The sequence below is a fragment of the Dactylosporangium sp. NPDC049742 genome (genome assembly GCF_040674675.1).
Lineage (GTDB): Bacteria > Actinomycetota > Actinomycetes > Mycobacteriales > Micromonosporaceae > Dactylosporangium > Dactylosporangium maewongense.
Genome location: NZ_JBFANF010000040.1, coordinates 30,962 through 47,089 on the forward strand (window position 1 = coordinate 30,962; position 16,128 = coordinate 47,089).

General features: G+C 73.7%; 16 protein-coding genes. 12 read left to right on the top strand and 4 right to left on the bottom strand.

The annotated features are described in order from the left end of the window. The first annotated feature begins 83 nt into the window (after nucleotides 1–83). Complete coding sequence (locus tag AB0J72_RS37460) at nucleotides 84–1,232, top strand: hypothetical protein (protein WP_363407593.1); 1,149 nt, start codon at nucleotides 84–86, stop codon at nucleotides 1,230–1,232. On the opposite strand, the gene trpS is transcribed toward AB0J72_RS37460, so the two are convergent. Then, on the bottom strand, nucleotides 1,165–2,190 hold the full coding sequence (gene trpS, locus AB0J72_RS37465; RefSeq protein ID WP_363407596.1) for a tryptophan--tRNA ligase: 1,026 nt from the start codon (nucleotides 2,188–2,190) through the stop codon (nucleotides 1,165–1,167). The genes AB0J72_RS37460 and trpS overlap by 68 nt on opposite strands. Nucleotides 2,191–2,456: 266 nt before the next feature. On the opposite strand from trpS, the gene AB0J72_RS37470 reads away from it, so the two are divergent. Together AB0J72_RS37470 and AB0J72_RS37475 are read left to right on the top strand one after the other, a co-directional pair. Next, nucleotides 2,457–2,639 (top strand): hypothetical protein, encoded by a 183-nt coding sequence (locus AB0J72_RS37470; RefSeq protein WP_363407599.1) that lies wholly within the window; start codon nucleotides 2,457–2,459, stop codon nucleotides 2,637–2,639. 2 nt (nucleotides 2,640–2,641) lie between these two features. Next, nucleotides 2,642–3,151 carry a hypothetical protein gene (locus AB0J72_RS37475; protein ID WP_363407602.1) on the top strand — a complete coding sequence of 170 codons (510 nt, stop codon included), beginning with the start codon at nucleotides 2,642–2,644 and terminating at the stop codon, nucleotides 3,149–3,151. 82 nt (nucleotides 3,152–3,233) lie between these two features. Here AB0J72_RS37475 and AB0J72_RS37480 read toward each other — a convergent pair whose 3' ends face one another. Beyond that, nucleotides 3,234–3,452: a DUF397 domain-containing protein gene (locus tag AB0J72_RS37480; RefSeq protein ID WP_033365485.1), complete on the bottom strand. Its 219-nt coding sequence runs from the start codon at nucleotides 3,450–3,452 to the stop codon at nucleotides 3,234–3,236. 83 nt (nucleotides 3,453–3,535) lie between these two features. Between AB0J72_RS37480 and nadD the strand changes: the two genes are divergently transcribed. From nadD to AB0J72_RS37525, 9 genes are all read left to right on the top strand, one after another. After that, nucleotides 3,536–4,129 carry a nicotinate-nucleotide adenylyltransferase gene (gene nadD, locus AB0J72_RS37485; RefSeq protein WP_363407605.1) on the top strand — a complete coding sequence of 198 codons (594 nt, stop codon included), beginning with the start codon at nucleotides 3,536–3,538 and terminating at the stop codon, nucleotides 4,127–4,129. Nucleotides 4,130–4,209: 80 nt separating this feature from the next. Beyond that, nucleotides 4,210–4,593 carry a ribosome silencing factor gene (gene rsfS, locus AB0J72_RS37490; RefSeq protein ID WP_344512322.1) on the top strand — a complete coding sequence of 128 codons (384 nt, stop codon included), beginning with the start codon at nucleotides 4,210–4,212 and terminating at the stop codon, nucleotides 4,591–4,593. Further along, nucleotides 4,590–5,189 carry a histidine phosphatase family protein gene (locus tag AB0J72_RS37495; RefSeq protein ID WP_363407608.1) on the top strand — a complete coding sequence of 200 codons (600 nt, stop codon included), beginning with the start codon at nucleotides 4,590–4,592 and terminating at the stop codon, nucleotides 5,187–5,189. The genes rsfS and AB0J72_RS37495 overlap by 4 nt, the downstream gene beginning before the upstream one ends. Before the next feature lie 162 nt (nucleotides 5,190–5,351). After that, the gene (locus AB0J72_RS37500) at nucleotides 5,352–5,609 is read left to right on the top strand and encodes a hypothetical protein (RefSeq protein WP_363407611.1); all 258 of its coding nucleotides are present in this window, start codon (nucleotides 5,352–5,354) and stop codon (nucleotides 5,607–5,609) included. A 111-nt stretch (nucleotides 5,610–5,720) separates the two neighbouring features. Further along, a complete protein-coding gene (locus AB0J72_RS37505) occupies nucleotides 5,721–6,587 on the top strand; it encodes a DegV family protein (RefSeq protein ID WP_363407614.1) in 867 nt (288 codons plus the stop codon). Between the two features lie 129 nt (nucleotides 6,588–6,716). Further along, on the top strand, nucleotides 6,717–7,484 hold the full coding sequence (locus tag AB0J72_RS37510; RefSeq protein ID WP_363407617.1) for a ComEA family DNA-binding protein: 768 nt from the start codon (nucleotides 6,717–6,719) through the stop codon (nucleotides 7,482–7,484). After that, nucleotides 7,481–9,796 carry a ComEC/Rec2 family competence protein gene (locus tag AB0J72_RS37515; RefSeq protein ID WP_363407620.1) on the top strand — a complete coding sequence of 772 codons (2,316 nt, stop codon included), beginning with the start codon at nucleotides 7,481–7,483 and terminating at the stop codon, nucleotides 9,794–9,796. The genes AB0J72_RS37510 and AB0J72_RS37515 overlap by 4 nt, the downstream gene beginning before the upstream one ends. Nucleotides 9,797–9,800: 4 nt before the next feature. Then, the gene (holA, locus tag AB0J72_RS37520; protein WP_363407623.1) at nucleotides 9,801–10,784 is read left to right on the top strand and encodes a DNA polymerase III subunit delta; all 984 of its coding nucleotides are present in this window, start codon (nucleotides 9,801–9,803) and stop codon (nucleotides 10,782–10,784) included. 104 nt (nucleotides 10,785–10,888) lie between these two features. Further along, nucleotides 10,889–13,966 carry a hypothetical protein gene (locus AB0J72_RS37525; protein WP_363407626.1) on the top strand — a complete coding sequence of 1,026 codons (3,078 nt, stop codon included), beginning with the start codon at nucleotides 10,889–10,891 and terminating at the stop codon, nucleotides 13,964–13,966. A gap of 498 nt (nucleotides 13,967–14,464) precedes the next feature. On the opposite strand, the gene rpsT is transcribed toward AB0J72_RS37525, so the two are convergent. After that, nucleotides 14,465–14,731, bottom strand: coding sequence for a 30S ribosomal protein S20 (gene rpsT / locus AB0J72_RS37530; protein ID WP_344512338.1), 267 nt, complete (start codon nucleotides 14,729–14,731; stop codon nucleotides 14,465–14,467). A gap of 138 nt (nucleotides 14,732–14,869) precedes the next feature. Then, nucleotides 14,870–16,111 (bottom strand): Ig-like domain-containing protein, encoded by a 1,242-nt coding sequence (locus AB0J72_RS37535; RefSeq protein WP_363407630.1) that lies wholly within the window; start codon nucleotides 16,109–16,111, stop codon nucleotides 14,870–14,872. Nucleotides 16,112–16,128: the final 17 nt, after the last annotated feature.

Consider the following 16,128-nt stretch of genomic DNA (forward strand, 5'->3'; position numbering starts at 1 on the left):
TCTGCTCAGCCTCTGCTACGAAAAACCGGCAATGGCCGCCGAGGCCATCGCGCGGGGGCTCGCGTGAGGCTAATGTTCGGTCGGTGGGCATCCTCGAGCGGCTGACCCGACCTGCGCGATCGCCACGTGAGCGCTTCGCCGACCAGGTGCTGGCAGAGTTGCGCAGGCTCGGTGTCCGGGACGCCGAGTTCCGCCCGACCCAGTTCGCGATCGTGTGCGAGTGCGGTCAGGACGCGTACAGCTGGCTCTTCCTGGCCAAGGCATTCAGCCAGTACCAACGCAGACCCGGCGACCGGAAGCGCTTCGTGCGGGACTTCGTGGCCAGCAGCCTCGCGCCGCCGGCCCAGCCTTCGACGTTCGAAGAGGCGCTGCCGCGGCTGCGCCTCGCGCTGCGGCACGCCGCCCGTGGCACCCGCACGCTGCGCCGGCCCGCGCTGCCGCACCTCGACGAGGTCGTGCTCGTCGAGGACATCCCGGTCGACCTGGACAGCCCGGCCCGCTGGGGGGTCAGCGCCGAGCAGATCTTCGCGGCCGCGCACGAGCACACCCTCGCCCGCGCCGAGCTGCCGGCCAGCGCCGCGCTCTTCGGCCCGTCGGTGCTGCACGTGCCCGACCACTCCGGCGACCACCTGGTCTCCTGGGTGCTCCTGGAGGGCTGGCTGGCCGACCTGGACGAGCAGGTCGGCGGGCGGGCCGTGGCGTTCCTGCCGAGCACGCTGATGCTGCTGGTCTGCGCCGACGAGCCGCGCCTGGTGGAGCAGCTGTTCGACCTGGCCGCCGACGAGTACGCGCGCACGCCGGTGCCGCTGTCGCCCATGGCGTACACCACCGACGACGAGGGACGGGTCGTGCCCTTCGACCCGTCGCCGGGCCACCCGGCGTTCCACGCCGCGGCGAAGGCCCGCCGCCGCCTGGCCACCGACGTGGCCGAGCACCAGCGACGGACCCTCGCCGACCCGCGCCTGTCCGACTGCACCCTGACCGCCCGGCCCGACGGCTCCACGTTCACCACCGCCGTCTGGGCGGTCGGGACGCCGACGCTGCTGCCGGTCGTCGACTTCGTCGGGGTGGCGCTGCCGGGGGAGCGGGTGTTCTACGTGCCGTGGGCGCTGATGATCGAGGCCGACCTGCTGATCGAGGAGATCGACTTCCGGCCGGCGCGCTTCACCGCGGTCGACCGGCCGTCACCGGCGTCGCTGGGCTACCTGCGGGAGCGCGCCGTCCACCTGTGAGGCCGATCGCCGCCTTGGCGCGGCGCACGGTCGCGTCGGCGGTCTGGGCGGCCTGCTCGGCGCCCTTGGCGAGGACGGCCTCGATCTCGTCGTCGGTGAGCTCCTGGTAGCGGCGCTGGATCGGCTCCAGGGTGGCGATCACCGCGTCGGCGACCTGGGTCTTGAGCCGGCCGTACCCGCTGCCTTGGAAGTCGATGCTCGCCGGGGCGCGGTCGGTCAGCGCGCCCAGGATGTCGAGGAGGTTGGCGACGCCGGGGCTGCCCTCCGGGTCGTACACCACCTCCGTGCCGGCGTCGGTGACCGCCCGCATCACCTTGCGGCGCAGCACGTCCGGCGGGTCGAGCAGGAACAGCACGCCGGCGGTGGAGGCGTTGGTCTTGCCCATCTTGCGGGCCGGGTCGGCGAGGTCCGCGATCCGGGCGGCGAACGCCGGGTGGACCGCCCGCGGCACGGTGAACGTGCGGCCGTACCGCTCGTTGAACCGCTCCGCCAGGTCGCGGGTCAGCTCGACGTGCTGGCGCTGGTCGCGGCCCACCGGTACCTCGTCGATGTCGTGCACCAGGATGTCGGCGGCCATCAGGACCGGGTACGTCAGCAGCGACAGCCGTGAGCCGCCGCCCCCACCCTTCTCCTTGAACTGGATCATCCGGTGCGCCTCACCGTAGCTGGCGACGCATTCGAGCAGGTAGTGCAGCTCCAGGTGGGCCGCGACGTCGGACTGGCGGTAGAGCAGCGTCCGGCCGGGATCGACGCCCGCGGCGAGCATCAGGCCGGCCACCTCGCGGGTCCGGTTCTGGAGCAGGACGGGGTCGTGCTGGACGGTCAGGGCGTGCAGGTCGGCGATGAACGCCACCGTGTCCTGCTCGTGCTGGCCCCGGACGACGGGTCTGATGGCGCCGACGTAGTTGCCGAGCTGCAGCGGGCCGGTGGGCTTGAAGCCGGAGATGCGACGGGACATTGGGGCTCCTCGGTCTGGTCGGGAGGCCCGCCGCCACCGGGACACACGAAAAGGCCGCCCGGAAACGGACGGCCTCGATGGGGATGTGTGCAGGAAACAGCGGCCGCCCCTAGAGGGCGCGCCAGCTCGAGTCACGGTGCAGCACGTCACCACGATAGCAGCCCGCGATGGCATTTGCCGTGGTCACAGTGGCCCCCTCGCTGGCCCCTCCCAAACGGCGGATCCAGGTGTTGGCTGGAGCGGAGGTTCGATCGGGGAGGCGCGACATGCACGAGATGGCAGGGGCGGACATCGACGTGGCGGGGGAGCGGCACTGGCTTCGGCTCAGCTGTCCCGGCTGCCGGGGGTGGCTGGGGGTGCCCGGCGAGGTGCCGCCGGGGACGGCGGCGCAGCTGGTGGCGCGGCGCATCGACGCGTTCGTGCAGCGGCACGCGCGGTGTGGGAGGTGACCATGCTGCGCCAGTTTCGCCTGACCGTCGGCGGGCCGCTGGACGACGAACGGGCCGACCTGTTGTTCGACAGGGCGGACGACCTGAGCGTGGAGGTGGTGCCCGGCGAGGGGGTCGCCTGGGTGGCGTTCGACCGGGTCGCGCCGACGCTGGTCGACGCGGTCGTGTCCGGGGTCCGCGACCTGGACGCGGCGGGGGTCGGCATCGTGCGGGCCGTCGCCGACGACCCGCTGGTGACCCTGGAGGTGATCTCGGTCCGGGTGCGGCGGCCGGTCGAGGTCGTGCGGGGGTGGACGCACGCCGGGTTTCCGGCGCCGGTCCGGGAGCACCCGCGGCGGCCGGTCTACCACTGGCCGGACGTGTCCGCCTGGCTCGACCTGCACCGGGCGCCAGTGCCGTCCGCCGGGGACGCCGACGTGACGCTGGAGGCGGTCACGCTGGCACTCCGGCTGCGGGCGCTGGCACCGCAGCTGGAGCGGATGCCGCCGATCCGGTCGCTGCTGTATCCGTGACGATCGGTCGTCGCCGCGGCCGTCGCTGTTGCGGCGGCTGCGGCGGTACGGCTGTGCGTCTGTTGCCGCTGTGCGGCTTTTTTCAGACGTCGAATTCGCCGTCTTTGGCGCCGGCCACGAAGGCGTCCCACTCGTCCTGGGTGAAGACGAGCACCGGGCTGTGCGGGTCGGCGCCGTTGCGCAGGCCGATCAGGTCGTCCACGAACGCGACCTCCACGCGGCTGCCGTGGCTCTCGCCCGGGGCCGAGCGCCACACGGCGCGGGAGCTGTCAAAGGCACCCTTCGGGTGCGACAACGTCATGGAACTTGAGGCTACACGTACAACATGGGACGACGGAAACGGAGCACTCGTCCGGGCGACGAGGTGATCACTACGATGCCAGGATGCGCGTGGGCATCATGGGTGGGACGTTCGACCCGATCCACCACGGCCACCTGGTCGCGGCGAGCGAGGTGGCCGATCGGTTCGGGCTGGACCAGGTGGTGTTCGTGCCGACCGGCGACCCCTGGCAGAAGTCGGGGTCGGTGGTCAGCTCGCCGGAGGACCGCTACCTGATGACGGTCATCGCGACCGCCTCCAACCCGCGGTTCACCGTCAGCCGCGTCGACGTGGACCGCGGCGGGCCGACCTACACCGTCGACACGCTGCGTGACCTGCGTGAGCAGTACGGTGCGTCGGCGGAGCTGTTCTTCATCACCGGTGCCGACGCGCTCAAGAAGATCCTGTCGTGGAAGGACGCGCGGGACCTCTTCGACCTCGCGCACTTCGTCGGCGTCACGCGGCCCGGGTTCGAGCTCGACGCCTCCCACCTGCCGGCGGACTCGGTGAGCCTGGTCCAGGTGCCGGCGATGGCGATCTCGTCCACCGACTGCCGGCGGCGGGTCGCGTCCGGCAAACCGGTCTGGTATCTCGTCCCCGATGGAGTGGTGCAATACATCGCTAAGCGCGGTTTGTACCGAAAAGTCGACAACATCTGAGGGGCAGAGTGTCGTACGGGCGTGAGAGGCTAGAACGAGCCCGGCACAGCAGGCCGGGGGAGACCGACGAAGGGAGCCCGGTGCCCGCGACTGAGCGTGCCATCGAGCTGGCGCTCACCGCTGCACAGGCGGCCGCCGACAAGAAGGCTGAAGACATCGTCATCCTGGATGTCGCCGACCAGTTGGCCATCACCGACGCGTTCGTGATCGCGTCGGCGCCCAATGAGCGGCAGGTCCTCTCGATCGTCGACGCCATCGAGGAGCAGCTGGTGCAGCTGCCCGAGAAGGCGAAGCCGGTGCGTCGCGAGGGCAACCGGGGCGGGCGCTGGGTCCTGCTGGACTATGTCGACATCGTCGTGCACGTGCAGCACAGCGAGGAGCGCGAGTTCTACCAGCTCGACAAGCTGTGGAAGGACTGCCCGGTCATCGAGTTCGTCGACCGCGATCTGCCCGCGCCGGCGTGACCAGGCTGATTCTCTGGAGGCACGGACAGACCTCCTGGAATGCCGGTGGGCGGGTGCAGGGGCAGATCGACACGCCGCTGTCCGAGACCGGGCTGGCGCAGGCGGCCGCGGCCGCGCCCCGGCTCGCCGCGCTCGAGCCCGCGGTGCTCGTCTCCAGCGATCTGCGCCGCGCCAGCACCACCATGGACGCCCTGGCCGCGCTTGTGGACGTGCCGGTCACTTATGACCCGCGCCTGCGCGAGCGCAGCTTCGGCGAGTGGGAGGGGCTGACGCACCCCGAGATCGGCGCGACCTGGCCGGAGGCGTTCGAGCGGTGGCGGCGGGGCGAGCCCGTCGACGACGCCGGCGTCGAGGAGGTCGACGCGCTCAGCAAGCGCATGACCGAGGTGCTGCAGGAGATCGTCTCGGCGGCGCCGGACGGGTCGACGATCGTGGTCGCGACGCACGGCGCCGTGGCCAGGCACGGCACGTGCGCGCTGCTGGGCTGGCCGCACGCGCTGGCGGCGACGCTGGGCGCGCTGCACAACTGTCACTCGACCGACCTGCGGTTCGACGCGACCCGGGGGTGGCAGCTGGCCGGCCACAACCTGCCATGATTGTCGCGGAACCGGGCGGGCACCGGTAGCGTCGAAGGGATCATGGCAGTGCGTTCTGTGCTTCTGGTGGCCGCCGTCGCTCTCGCGCTCGGCGGCTGTGCCGCGTCTCCGACCTCCTCTCCCGGGGAGCCTCCGTCGGTCTCCGCTCCCGCTCCGTCGTCCATGTCGGTCGCTCCGTCGTCTGCCGCGCCGGGCTCCGCTCCCGCCGCGATCACCGTCTCCGGTCAGGTCTTCGAGGGCGTCGAGTCGGGCTGCCTGCTGCTTCGCGGGGCCGACAAGACGTACCTGTTGATCGGTGGTGACCGGGCGTTGCTGCAGGCCGGCAAGCAGGTCACCGTCACCGGGCGGCCCACCCCGGACCTGATGACCACGTGCCAGCAGGGCACCCCGTTCCAGGTGAGCTCGGTCCAGGGCGGCTGATCGGCTACCGTGCCGTCATGACCGGACCGGAGCGGAGCGGAGCGGAGGGTCGGGCATCATGAGCGCAGTCCGTCGGTCAGGCCGACGCCGGAGCGCAGCGGAGGTGGCGGCATGACCGGCTCACACCCCGCCGTCGCCGTTGTCACCGACTCGACCTCCTGCCTGCCGGCCGAGCTGGCCACCGACCCGGCACGGCGGCTCACCGTCGTGCCGCTCGCCGTCGTCGTCAACGGTGTCCCCGGCCTCGACACCGTCGACGTCGACTCCGCCACCGTCGCCGAGGCGCTCAACGCCCGGCGGGTCGCCGTCACCACCTCCAGGCCCTCGCCGGAGGCGTTCGCCGACGTCTACCGGGGGCTGCTTGCCGCCGGGGCGACCGCGGTCCTGTCCGTGCACCTGTCGGCGAAGCTCTCCGGCACCTACGACGCGGCCAGCCTCGCGGCGGCCGAGTTCGGCGATGCCGTCTCCGTGGTCGACACCCAGTCCACCGGGATGGGGCTGGGCTTTCCCGCCCTCGCCGCGGCGGCCGCGGCCTCCTCGGGTGCCGCGCTGCCGGAGGCGAGGCAGGCCGTCCTCGACGCGGTCGGCCGCACCTCGACGCTCTTCTACGTCGACACCCTGGAGTTCCTGCGCCGGGGCGGGCGGATCGGGGCGGCGGCGGCGCTGCTCGGCACCGCGCTGTCGGTGAAGCCGATCCTGCACACCACCGACCAGGGGGTCGTCGTGCGGGAGAAGGTCCGCACGGCGAGCCGTGCGCTGGCCCGGCTGGTCGACATGGCCGACGAGGCGGCGGGGTCGTCGGTCGTCGATGTGGCGGTGCACCACCTGGCCGCGCCGGAGCGTGCCGATGCGCTGCTCACGACGTTGAAGGAGCGGCTCGGGGAGCGGCTGCGGGGGGCGTACCTGACGGAGGTGGGCGCGGTCGTCGGCGCCCATGTCGGGCCGGGGATGGTGGCCGTGGTGGTGCACGCGGTGTAGCCGCCGCTGTCGGTCGTCCCTTCGTGTCGGCTGTTCCTTCGTGTCGGTTGTCCACAAGGGCGTCGTTGTCCACAGGCCGGCGGTTTCGTCGGGGTGGGGCGGTCGTGACCGGTCTTAGCGTGACCGGGCATGAGGCGCAGTACTGCAGACGGTGACAGCGAGACGGCGGGGCGGCTGGCGAGGGTGGTCGGCCTTCCGCCGGATCCCGATCCGTATCCGTGGGATGAGTCGTTTCCGCCCGCCGGGTCTCCGGACCCTGGCCCGGACCTTGGTCCGGGCGCCTCCGGTGGGCGGTCCTGGCTGTCGGCGGTCGACCCCGGCCGGCGGGGCGTGCGGGCCCTCGTCGTGGTCGCCGCGCTGGTCGTCTGCGTGGCCGCGTTCCTGGCCTGGCGCTCCCGGCCGCAGGTCACCCCGGCGCCGCCGGTCGCCTCCGTCTCCGCCGCCCCGCCCGCGGCGGCCTCCAGCGCCCCGCCCCGGCTGGTCGTCTCGGTCGTCGGCAAGGTGCAGCGCCCCGGCCTCGTCGACCTGCCGCCCGGGGCCCGCGTCGCCGACGCCATCACCGCCGCCGGCGGCCTGCTGCCCGGCGCCGAGCCGACCGGTCTCAACCTCGCCCGCAAGGTCGTCGACGGAGAGATGATCGCGGTCGGGATCCCTGCGCCGCCCGGTGCCGCGCCGCCCGGCGGGGGCGGCGGCTCCGGCGGCGGCGGCCTCGTCAACCTCAACACCGCCACCCTCGCGGAGCTCCAGACGCTGCCCGGCATCGGTCAGGTCCTCGCCCAACGCATCATCGACCACCGCGACCGCCACGGCGGCTTCCGCGCCGTCACCGACCTGCGCCAGGTCGAAGGCATCGGCGACGCCAAGTTCGCGCAGCTCAAGGACCGGGTGACGGTGTGAGCACCGACCTGCGCCTGGCCGGCGCCGCGATCGGCTGCTGGCTGACCGCGCTGGGCTGCCTGTTCTGCCCCGCGCGGGCCGGCTGGGCGGTGGGTCTCGGCGCGGTGGTCCTCGCCGCGCTGTGGGGGCGGCTCCCCGTGCGGGCGCTGCGCCCGACCCGGTGGGTGGTCGTCGCGGCGCTGCTCGGCGTCGCCTGCGGCGCGGTCACCACCGCCGCCCGGGTCGGCGAGCGCGACGCCGAGCCCCTCGCCGGCCTCGCGGCCGCGCACACGACGGTGCGACTCGGGCTGCGGATCTCCGACGACCCGCGGCTCGGCCGTTCCACGGCGGGCCGGTCGCCGACGGTCGTCGTGCCCGCCCGGCTCACCTGGCTGCGCACGGCCGACGGCACGAACGTGGACCTGGGCGCACGGGTGCTCGTCCTCGCCGCCGACAAGGGCTGGCTGGGGCTGCTGCCGGGCCAGCGGGCCGAGACGACCGGCCGGCTGTCACCGGCCGACGGCGGCGACCTGCGCGCCGCGATCATCTCCGTCACCGACGCCCCGGCCCGCGTCACCCCGGCGCCGGCGATCCAGCGGGCCGCCGGCACGCTGCGGTCCGGCCTGCAGCGCGCCTGCCTGCCCCTGCCCGCCGAGCCGGGCGGGCTGCTGCCGGGGCTCGTCGTCGGCGACACCAGCCGGCTCGACCAGCAGCTCGCCGACGACTTCCGCGCCACCGGCCTGACCCACCTGACCGCCGTGTCCGGCGCGAACCTGGCGATCGTGGTCGGGCTGGTGCTGCTGCTCGCCCGATGGTGCCGCGCCGGCCCGAAGGTCGCCGCGCTGATCTGCGTGCTGGCCCTCGTGGGGTTCGTCGTGCTGGTCCGGCCGTCGCCGAGCGTGCTGCGGGCCGCCGCGATGGGCGGCCTCGCCCTGGTCGCGCTCGCGCTCGGCCGCCCGCGGGCGGTCCTGCCGTCCCTCGCGACCAGCGTCCTCGTGCTCGTCGTCGCCGACCCCGAGCTGGCCGTCGACGCCGGCTTCGCGCTGTCCGTCCTCGCCACCGGCGGCCTGGTCCTGCTCGCGCCGCGCTGGGCGGAGGCCCTGCGCGCCAAGGGCTGGCCGGCGTTCGCGGCCGAGGCGGTGTGCGTGCCCGCGGCGGCGCAGGCGGCGTGCGCGCCGGTGATCGCCGGCATCTCCGGCGGCGTCAGCCTGACGACCGTGCCGGCCAACCTGCTCGCCGCGCCCGCCGTCGCCCCGGCCACGGTCCTCGGCATCATCACCGCGGTGACGTCGCCGGTGCTGCCGGGCGTCGCGGCGTTCACCGCCTGGGTGGCCGCCTGGCCGGCCCGCTGGCTCGTCGCGATCGCCCACCACGGCGCCGCCGTCCCGGACGGTGTGCTCCCGTGGCCGGGCGGCGCGTTCGGCGGGATCCTGCTCGGCGGGCTGCTCGCGGCGCTGATCCTCGCGTTCCGGCGCCGGGTGGTGCGGCGGATCGTCGTCGTGATCACCCTCGCCGGCGTGCTCGGCGCCGTCCCCGTCAGGTTCCTCGCCGGCGGCTGGCCGCCACCCGGCTGGGTCGTCGTCGCCTGCGACGTCGGCCAGGGCGACGCGCTCGTCGTGGCCGCCGGGGGCGGCGCCGCCGTCGTCGTCGACGCGGGGCCGCAGGCCGACCCAGTCGACCGCTGCCTGCGCGACCTCGGCGTCCGCCGCGTCCCGCTGCTGATCGTCAGCCACTTCCACGTCGACCACATCGGCGGCCTCGACGGCGTCCTGCGCCGGCGCCGCGTCGACCGGCTGCTCGTGCCGCCGTTCGCCGAGCCCGTGAGCGGCCGCCGGGCCGTCCTCGCCCGGGGCGTCGTCACCCTCGACGCGCCCGCCGGCACCGTGCTCACCGTCGGCGCGGCGCGGCTGACCGTCCTCGGCCCGGCCCGCCCCGTGACCGGCACCCGGTCCGACGTCAACAACAACTCGCTGGTCGTCGCGGTCACCGTCGGCGGGATCCGGATCCTGCTCACCGGCGACGCCGAGACGGAGGAGCAGCTGAGCCTGCTCGACGCGCCCCTGCACGCCGACGTGTTGAAGGTCGCCCACCACGGCTCGGCGTTTCAAGATCCGGCGTTCCTCGACGCGGTCGCCCCGAGGGTCGCCCTGGTCAGCGTCGGCGCCGGCAACGACTACGGCCACCCGAGCCCCGCCGTCCTGAGCCGCCTGGTCCGTGGGGGTGCGCGGGTCGTCCGTACCGACGAGGAAGGGGACATCGCCGTCGTCCGGGACGCCGGCGGTCGGCTCGCGGTCGTGGCCCACGGCTCGTCCGCTTTTGTCAGGGGGTCGTGACACGATGGCTCGCGTGTCTGGATCTGGTCTGCCCCGCCTCCGCCTGGTGATCGGCGACGAGGAGCTGCTCGTCTCCCGTGCCGTCACCGACACCATCGCCGCCGCCCGGGCGGACGACCCCGACACCGAGGTCCACCGCCGTCCAGGGGCCGATCTGACGGCCGGTGAGCTGGCCGAGCTGCTGAGCCCGTCGCTGTTCGGCGGGCGGCGGGTCCTCGTCGTCGAGAGCGGCCAGGACACCAAGAAGGACATCGTCGCGGCGCTGCTCGCCTATGCCGCCGACCCCGAGGACGACGTCGTCCTCGTCGTCACCCACGCCGGCGGCGCCAAGGGCAAGGCCCTCGCCGACGGGCTCAAGGCCGCCGGCGCCGACGTCGTCCCCGCCGCGAAGATCGGCAAGCACCGCGAGCGGGTCGACTTCGTGCGCAACGAGATCCGCAGGCAGGGCGGCAAGATCGGCGAGGACGCGGCGGAGGCCCTGCTCAGCGCCGTCGGCAACGATCTGCGCGAGCTCGTCGCCGCCTGCTCGCAGCTGGTCGCCGACACCGGCGGGCGGATCGACGTGAGCACCGTGGCGCAGTATTACCGCGGCCGCGCCGAGGTCTCCGGGTTCACCGTCGCCGACGCCGTCATGGTCGGCGACACGGCCGCGGCGCTGGAGGCTCTGCGGTGGGCGATGCACGTCGGCGTGGACCCCGTGCCGATCGCCGACGCCATCGCCGACGGCGTCCGCACCGTCGCCCGGGTGGCCGCCGCGGGCAAGGGCAGCGCATATCAACTCGCCGGAAATTTGGGAATGCCTCCGTGGAAGGTCGAACGCGCACAGCGCCAAGCCCGTGGCTGGACGGCCGAGGCGCTCGTTGATGCCATGCGAGTGGCGGCAGAGTGCAATGCCGCCGTGAAGGGTGGCTCGGACGACCGCGGCTATGCGCTCGAGCGGGCTGTGTTCGCTGTGGTCGCGGCGCGTGCTGGAGGAATAGGACGATGACGACGAGCAACGGGTTTGCCTCACAGGCGCCGCTGTATGTGCGTGCGCTGCGGCTTCGCCACCTGCATATCGGCGGATTCGTCAGTTTCATGCTGTTTGAGTGCATGATTGCGGCCGGTGTGCTGCTCGCACTCGCCGAGTTGGTCAGCTGGTGGGCGGTCCCCGTCCTTCCCGCTGTCGTCGCCGTGATGGTGAAGGTCAACGACATGGCCATCGGCGGCTCGAAGCGGGTCCGGGCGCAGGCGCGTTCCGCGGCCCGGGGTTCATCCGAACGGGCGTCATCCACTCGGGTGGATCCGGCCACCGAGACCGATGAGCCGACCTCCGCCACCCGGCGGACCACGACCGCGCTGGACCGCGCCGAGATGGCCCGGGGCGCGGGGACCGGCACCGGCTCCGGCGCGGCGGCCCGCGCCGCGGGCGCCGGGCGCGACTCGTCCGGGATCGGGGTCTCGACCGCCGGCTCGGGCCGCGCGGCCGCGGGCAGCGTCGCCAGGTCCGGCTTCGCCGCGGCCGGCGTCGGCGGCTCCGGCGTCTACGGCTCCCGTTCGGGTTCGTCCGGCTCTGGCTCGTCAGGTGGCTCTGGTTCGGAACCGTCCGGCGGGGCCCGGGGTGCCGGCTCGTCCGCCGGTGCCGCCGCGGCCGCTTCCGCGGGCAACGGCTCCGGCGGGGTCGGCGTCCGCCAGGGCGGCACGGGCGGCGCGGGTGCCATGCGCACCGCGACCCGGCAGGCATCCGGCGAGCCCCCAGCGCAGCGCAAGAAGGTCGGCGTCATCCGGATCTCGGTCCCGGCTCGCGACGGCGGCCCGCGCGGCGCCCGCCAGCCGGAGACGAACAACGAATACGGCATCTCGCCGGCCAGCGACGCCCCGCCCACCCAGCCCACCGCCGAGACCGCCGGCCACCACGCCGCCTCCGGCCAGCCCGTCCGCGACGCCGACACCGGCTCCCACGCGGCATTCGACGACGCCGACACGACGGGCTCCGGTCGGGCTTTCCGGGATGGCGACACGACCGGCTACGGCCGGGCCTTCCGGGATGGCGACACGACGGGCTCCGGCCGGGCTTTCTACGACGGCGACACCACGGGCTCTGGCCGGGCTTTCCGGGACGGGGACACGACGGGCTCCGGTCGGGCTTTCCGGGACGGGGACACGACGGGCTCCGGTCGGGCCTTCCGGGAGGGTGACACGGGTTCTGGCCGGGCGTTCCGCGAAGGCGTCCCGGGTCAGCAGGTCGTGGTCCGCGACGGGGACACCGGGGTTCACCCGGCGTTCCGGACGGGGGAGGGCGGCGCCCGGCCCGGGTTCCGCCAGGGCGGTCACGAGGACATCCACGAGGTGGACACGGGTAGCCACTCGGCGTACCAGACCTCGGACGGCCGCCGGTCGCGCCTGCACACCGACGAGTCCGACGGCCGCCACGGCCGGACCGGCGGGCACGAGGGCTGGGACCAGGCCACCGGCGACGCCACCTGGCCGACCCGCAGCGGCTGGGACGAGTCGGCCGAGCCCGCACACGCGGGGCAGCACTGGGACTACTCCGGCAACGGCCAGGACTGGGACCACTCCGGCGAGCCCGGCCAGGACTGGGACCGCGCGGGCCGCGCCGGCCAGGACCGGGGCCAGGCCACGCAGATCAGCCAGCGCCGCAGCCGCGACGACGACGCGACCGAGGCCTGGGACGTGCCCGGCCGGGCCACCCAGGACCGAGCCCACGACAGCGGCGCCTGGGAGCACGACGGCCGGGCGGACCACGACGCTTCGGACGGCCGCGGCTGGCGCGCAGGTCAGGACGGCCGCGACTGGCAGGGCGACCGGGACGCCTCTGACGGTCACGGCTGGCGCAGTGGCCACGACGGTCACGGCTCGCAGGGCGACCGGGACGCCTCTGACGGTCACGGCTGGCGCAGTGGCCACGACGGTCACGGCTCGCAGGGCGACCGGGACGCTTCCGACGGTCACGGCTGGCGCGGCGTGCAGCACGGTCACGACGCCCAGGGTCGGCAGGGCGACCCGAGCGGCTACACCGGCCATGGCGCGCCGGAGTGGGGGCACGACGACGAGGGCCAGCGCTGGGACCGGGCCACCCCCGCGGGCTGGGAGCAGGTCGCCCAGGACGCTAGCCAGGATCGGGTGACGCGTGCAGGGCACGGCGGCGCCGGTGAGGGCCAGCAGGCGTGGGGCGAGGACACCGAGGCCGGCTGGGGCGACGAGGCGGCGTGGGCCGGCCGGTCAGGCGCCCGCGACGGCCAGGCCAACTGGGGCGACGAGACCGCCTGGGGCGACCGCGCCGCATGGATCAGCCGTGCCGCCGCCGCACGCACCGAGCAGCCTGCCCCGGGCGCGCGGGCGGCGATGGAGGCGTACGCGGACGGTCACGCCCCGAACGGCCACGCCGACGCGCAGCAGGAGGCCGGCTACACCGTCGCCGGCGGATCGGCCGGCTACGCGGGCACGCGCGGCCAAGAGGACTACGCAGGCGCCGCCGGCCAGCCGGGCTACGCGGGCAACGCCGAGGCGGGCTACGCGGCCGGCCAGCAGGGTTACGCGGGCGACGGCGGGCAGGGCTACGTGCCTGGTCAGCAGGGCTACGCGGCCAGCGCCGACGCGAGCTACGCGGCCGGCCAGCTGGGCTACGCGGGCAGCGCCGAGGCGGGCTACGCGGCCGGTCAGGCGGGCTATGCGGGTAGCGGTGAAGCGGGGTATGCCGGGCAGGCGGGCTCGGGGTACACCGGCGGCGAGCAGGGCGGGCGCGGCGACGGGAACGGAAACGTGGTGCCCGGTGAGCCGGTCGACCCGTGGGCGGAGTGGGACGACGAGACCGGCTGGGCGGACCAGGCGCAGTGGGGTGCCGCGCCGAGTCGGGGTGGGCAGACCGGTTGGGGGGCGGGTCAGGCGGCGTGGAACGGGTACGAGCCGGCCGACGAGCCCGACACCGACGAGCCGGCGCGACCCGTCGACAACGGCCGGACCGCCGCCAACCGGGACGCCGCCAACCGGGATGCTGCCGGTGGGCGCCACGCGCAGCGCCAGCCGGGAGGGCGCCGGAGGGCGGACGACACTGGGCACTTCCCGTCCGGGCAGTTCCAGTCGGGGCGGCACGCCGAGCGGCCCTGGCGGACCGACGACGACCTGACCCGGCAGCGGACTGGCGGCTTCAACCAGGGGCGCTTCGCCTGAGGCCGAACAGCAGGCCGGCCGGTACAGAGACCTGACGGGCTCTGGACGGCATGAACGATGAGCCGGAGGCGGCTCGGGGCACTTGCCCCGGTTGCCTCCGGCTCTTTGCTGTCTGGGGGCGCTGCGTCGGCCTGGCCTGACAACGGTGTCTGGGGCGCTGGGTCGGCCTGGCCTGGCGGCAGGAGGGTGGCTTCGGCCGGGATCGTTCGTCCAAGGCCGGACCGGCAGGGCGGGCCTGGCGGGCCTGGTGGGCCGGGTGGGCTGCGGCGGGGTTCGAGCAGTGTGAACGATGTGCCGGAAGCGGATCGTCCGCCCGGGCCTGGTTGCTTCGGGCGCTGCGGTGTTCGGGGCGGTGGGGCTGCTGCCAGGAGCCGGATGCATGCGGAGCGGGGTCTGCGGCAGCCCCGGGGGTTCGTGGCGGGGGTGGGAAACAGCGAAAGCGCCGCCCCAGCGGGGCGGCGCTTTTCGCGGAGCTGAGAAGAAAAGTGCTGGGGCCGGTCAGGCGGCCAGCGAGCCCAGCTTCTTGGTGATGGCCGACTTGCGGTTGGCCGCCTGGTTCTTGTGGATGACACCCTTGCTCGCGGCCTGGTCCAGCTTGCGCGAGGCGTCGCGGAGCAGGGTGGTGGCGGCCTCGGTGTCGCCGGCGGCGGTGGCCTCGTGGAACTTGCGGATCGCGGTCTTCAGGGAAGACTTGACCGACTTGTTGCGCAGGCGGCGCTTCTCGTTCTGCCGGTTGCGCTTGATCTGGGACTTGATGTTCGCCACGCGACAGACCTCGTCTTGTTAGCTCGGGTTGGAAAAGTTTAGGCGCAAGCAACAGGGACGCGTCACCGTGCGCGATGAATCAGGTTACCAGGTCCCCACCCTGCCAGCCAAAACGGGCGGCCACGGTGGGGTGGGGCTCTACAGGGCGCTGCCCTTCTTGTACTCGTCCCAGGAGAGTTCCCAGTCGGTCCAGCCGTCGCCGTACTTCACGCGCTCCTCGGTGCCCTTGACGATGACGGGGTCGCCGATGTGGGTCACGCCGTACAGCCATTTTGCCAGGTCGAGGGAGATGTTGACGCAGCCGTGGGAGACGTTGCGCTTGCCTTGGTCCTTGACCGACCAGGGGGCGGCGTGGATGTACTGGCCGCTCCAGGTGATCCGCTGGGGGTACTCGACCTTCGTGCGGTAGCCGTCGGGGGAGTCGACGGGGACGCCGTAGGTGGAGGAGTCGAACCACTCCCACTCGTTCTTCACCATGACGATGAAGTTGCCGCTGTCGGAGGGGTTGCTCGGCTTGCCCAGGGAGACGGGCATCGTCTTGAGCAGGACGCCGTCCTCGGTGATGGTCATCTGCTTGGTGGCGTTGTCGACCTCCATGATGAGCTTCTTGCCCACGACGGCGTCGACGGTGATGTCCTTCTCACCGTAGGACCTGCCGCCGAAGGAGACGCCACCGACGCGGGCGCGCAGGGAGAGCTTCGTGCCTGCCTGCCAGTACTCCTTGGGGCGGTAGTGGATCTCCTTGCTGGTGTACCAGTTCCAGCTGCCCTCCTGCGGAGGGTCGGAGGACATGAGGAGCCGTCGCTCGATGCCGGCGCGCTTGTCCTTCGGGATTTCGACGCCGAAGGACAGGATCATCATCATGCCGACGCCGACGACCTGGCCGTCGCCGATCTGGCTGCTGGTGCGGGCGAGGCTGGACGGCTTGGCCATGGTGGTGAACTTCACCGTGGACTTGGCGCTGCCGGCGGTGATCGTGGCCGTGTACTCGGTGGAGTACTTCAGCTGCTTGTCCGGCATCCACTCGACCCCCTTACCGGAGGCGCCGGTGGAGCCCGAGGCGCCGGTGGAGGGCGAGGCGGGCGCACCCGACGCGCCGGTGGAGGGCGCACCCTGGGCACCGGCGGGCAGGGCGGCGCCGGACACAGTGGCGCCCGAGGCGTCCTGCAGCGTGACCGTGGCGTCGGAGGAGGCCTCGTACACGATGGACGTCGCGGTCGAGACGTCCTTGGCGCCGTCGGTGGGGGCCGTCACCTTGACGGTGGCGGCCGCCGCGCTGGAGCCGCTGCCGCCGCCCTTCCAGGACGGGGCGGGGTCGCTGCAGCCGGCGAGCAGCAGGGCGCTCACCACGAACACGGAGGTCAGTCGTCGTAGTTGCATCAGCAACCATTGTGCCC

Bases quoted from the DNA above. Each gene is read 5' to 3' on its own strand.
- AB0J72_RS37525 (WP_363407626.1), top strand. From the start codon at position 10,889: ATGATTGCGGCCGGTGTGCTGCTCGCACTCGCCGAGTTGGTCAGCTGG.
- trpS (WP_363407596.1), bottom strand. From the start codon at position 2,190: ATGTCCCGTCGCATCTCCGGCTTCAAGCCCACCGGCCCGCTGCAGCTC.
- nadD (WP_363407605.1), top strand. From the start codon at position 3,536: ATGCGCGTGGGCATCATGGGTGGGACGTTCGACCCGATCCACCACGGC.
- AB0J72_RS37470 (WP_363407599.1), top strand. From the start codon at position 2,457: ATGCACGAGATGGCAGGGGCGGACATCGACGTGGCGGGGGAGCGGCAC.
- AB0J72_RS37535 (WP_363407630.1), bottom strand. From the start codon at position 16,111: ATGCAACTACGACGACTGACCTCCGTGTTCGTGGTGAGCGCCCTGCTG.
- AB0J72_RS37505 (WP_363407614.1), top strand. From the start codon at position 5,721: ATGACCGGCTCACACCCCGCCGTCGCCGTTGTCACCGACTCGACCTCC.
- AB0J72_RS37475 (WP_363407602.1), top strand. From the start codon at position 2,642: ATGCTGCGCCAGTTTCGCCTGACCGTCGGCGGGCCGCTGGACGACGAA.
- AB0J72_RS37500 (WP_363407611.1), top strand. From the start codon at position 5,352: ATGTCGGTCGCTCCGTCGTCTGCCGCGCCGGGCTCCGCTCCCGCCGCG.
- holA (WP_363407623.1), top strand. From the start codon at position 9,801: ATGGCTCGCGTGTCTGGATCTGGTCTGCCCCGCCTCCGCCTGGTGATC.
- AB0J72_RS37510 (WP_363407617.1), top strand. From the start codon at position 6,717: ATGAGGCGCAGTACTGCAGACGGTGACAGCGAGACGGCGGGGCGGCTG.
- AB0J72_RS37480 (WP_033365485.1), bottom strand. From the start codon at position 3,452: ATGACGTTGTCGCACCCGAAGGGTGCCTTTGACAGCTCCCGCGCCGTG.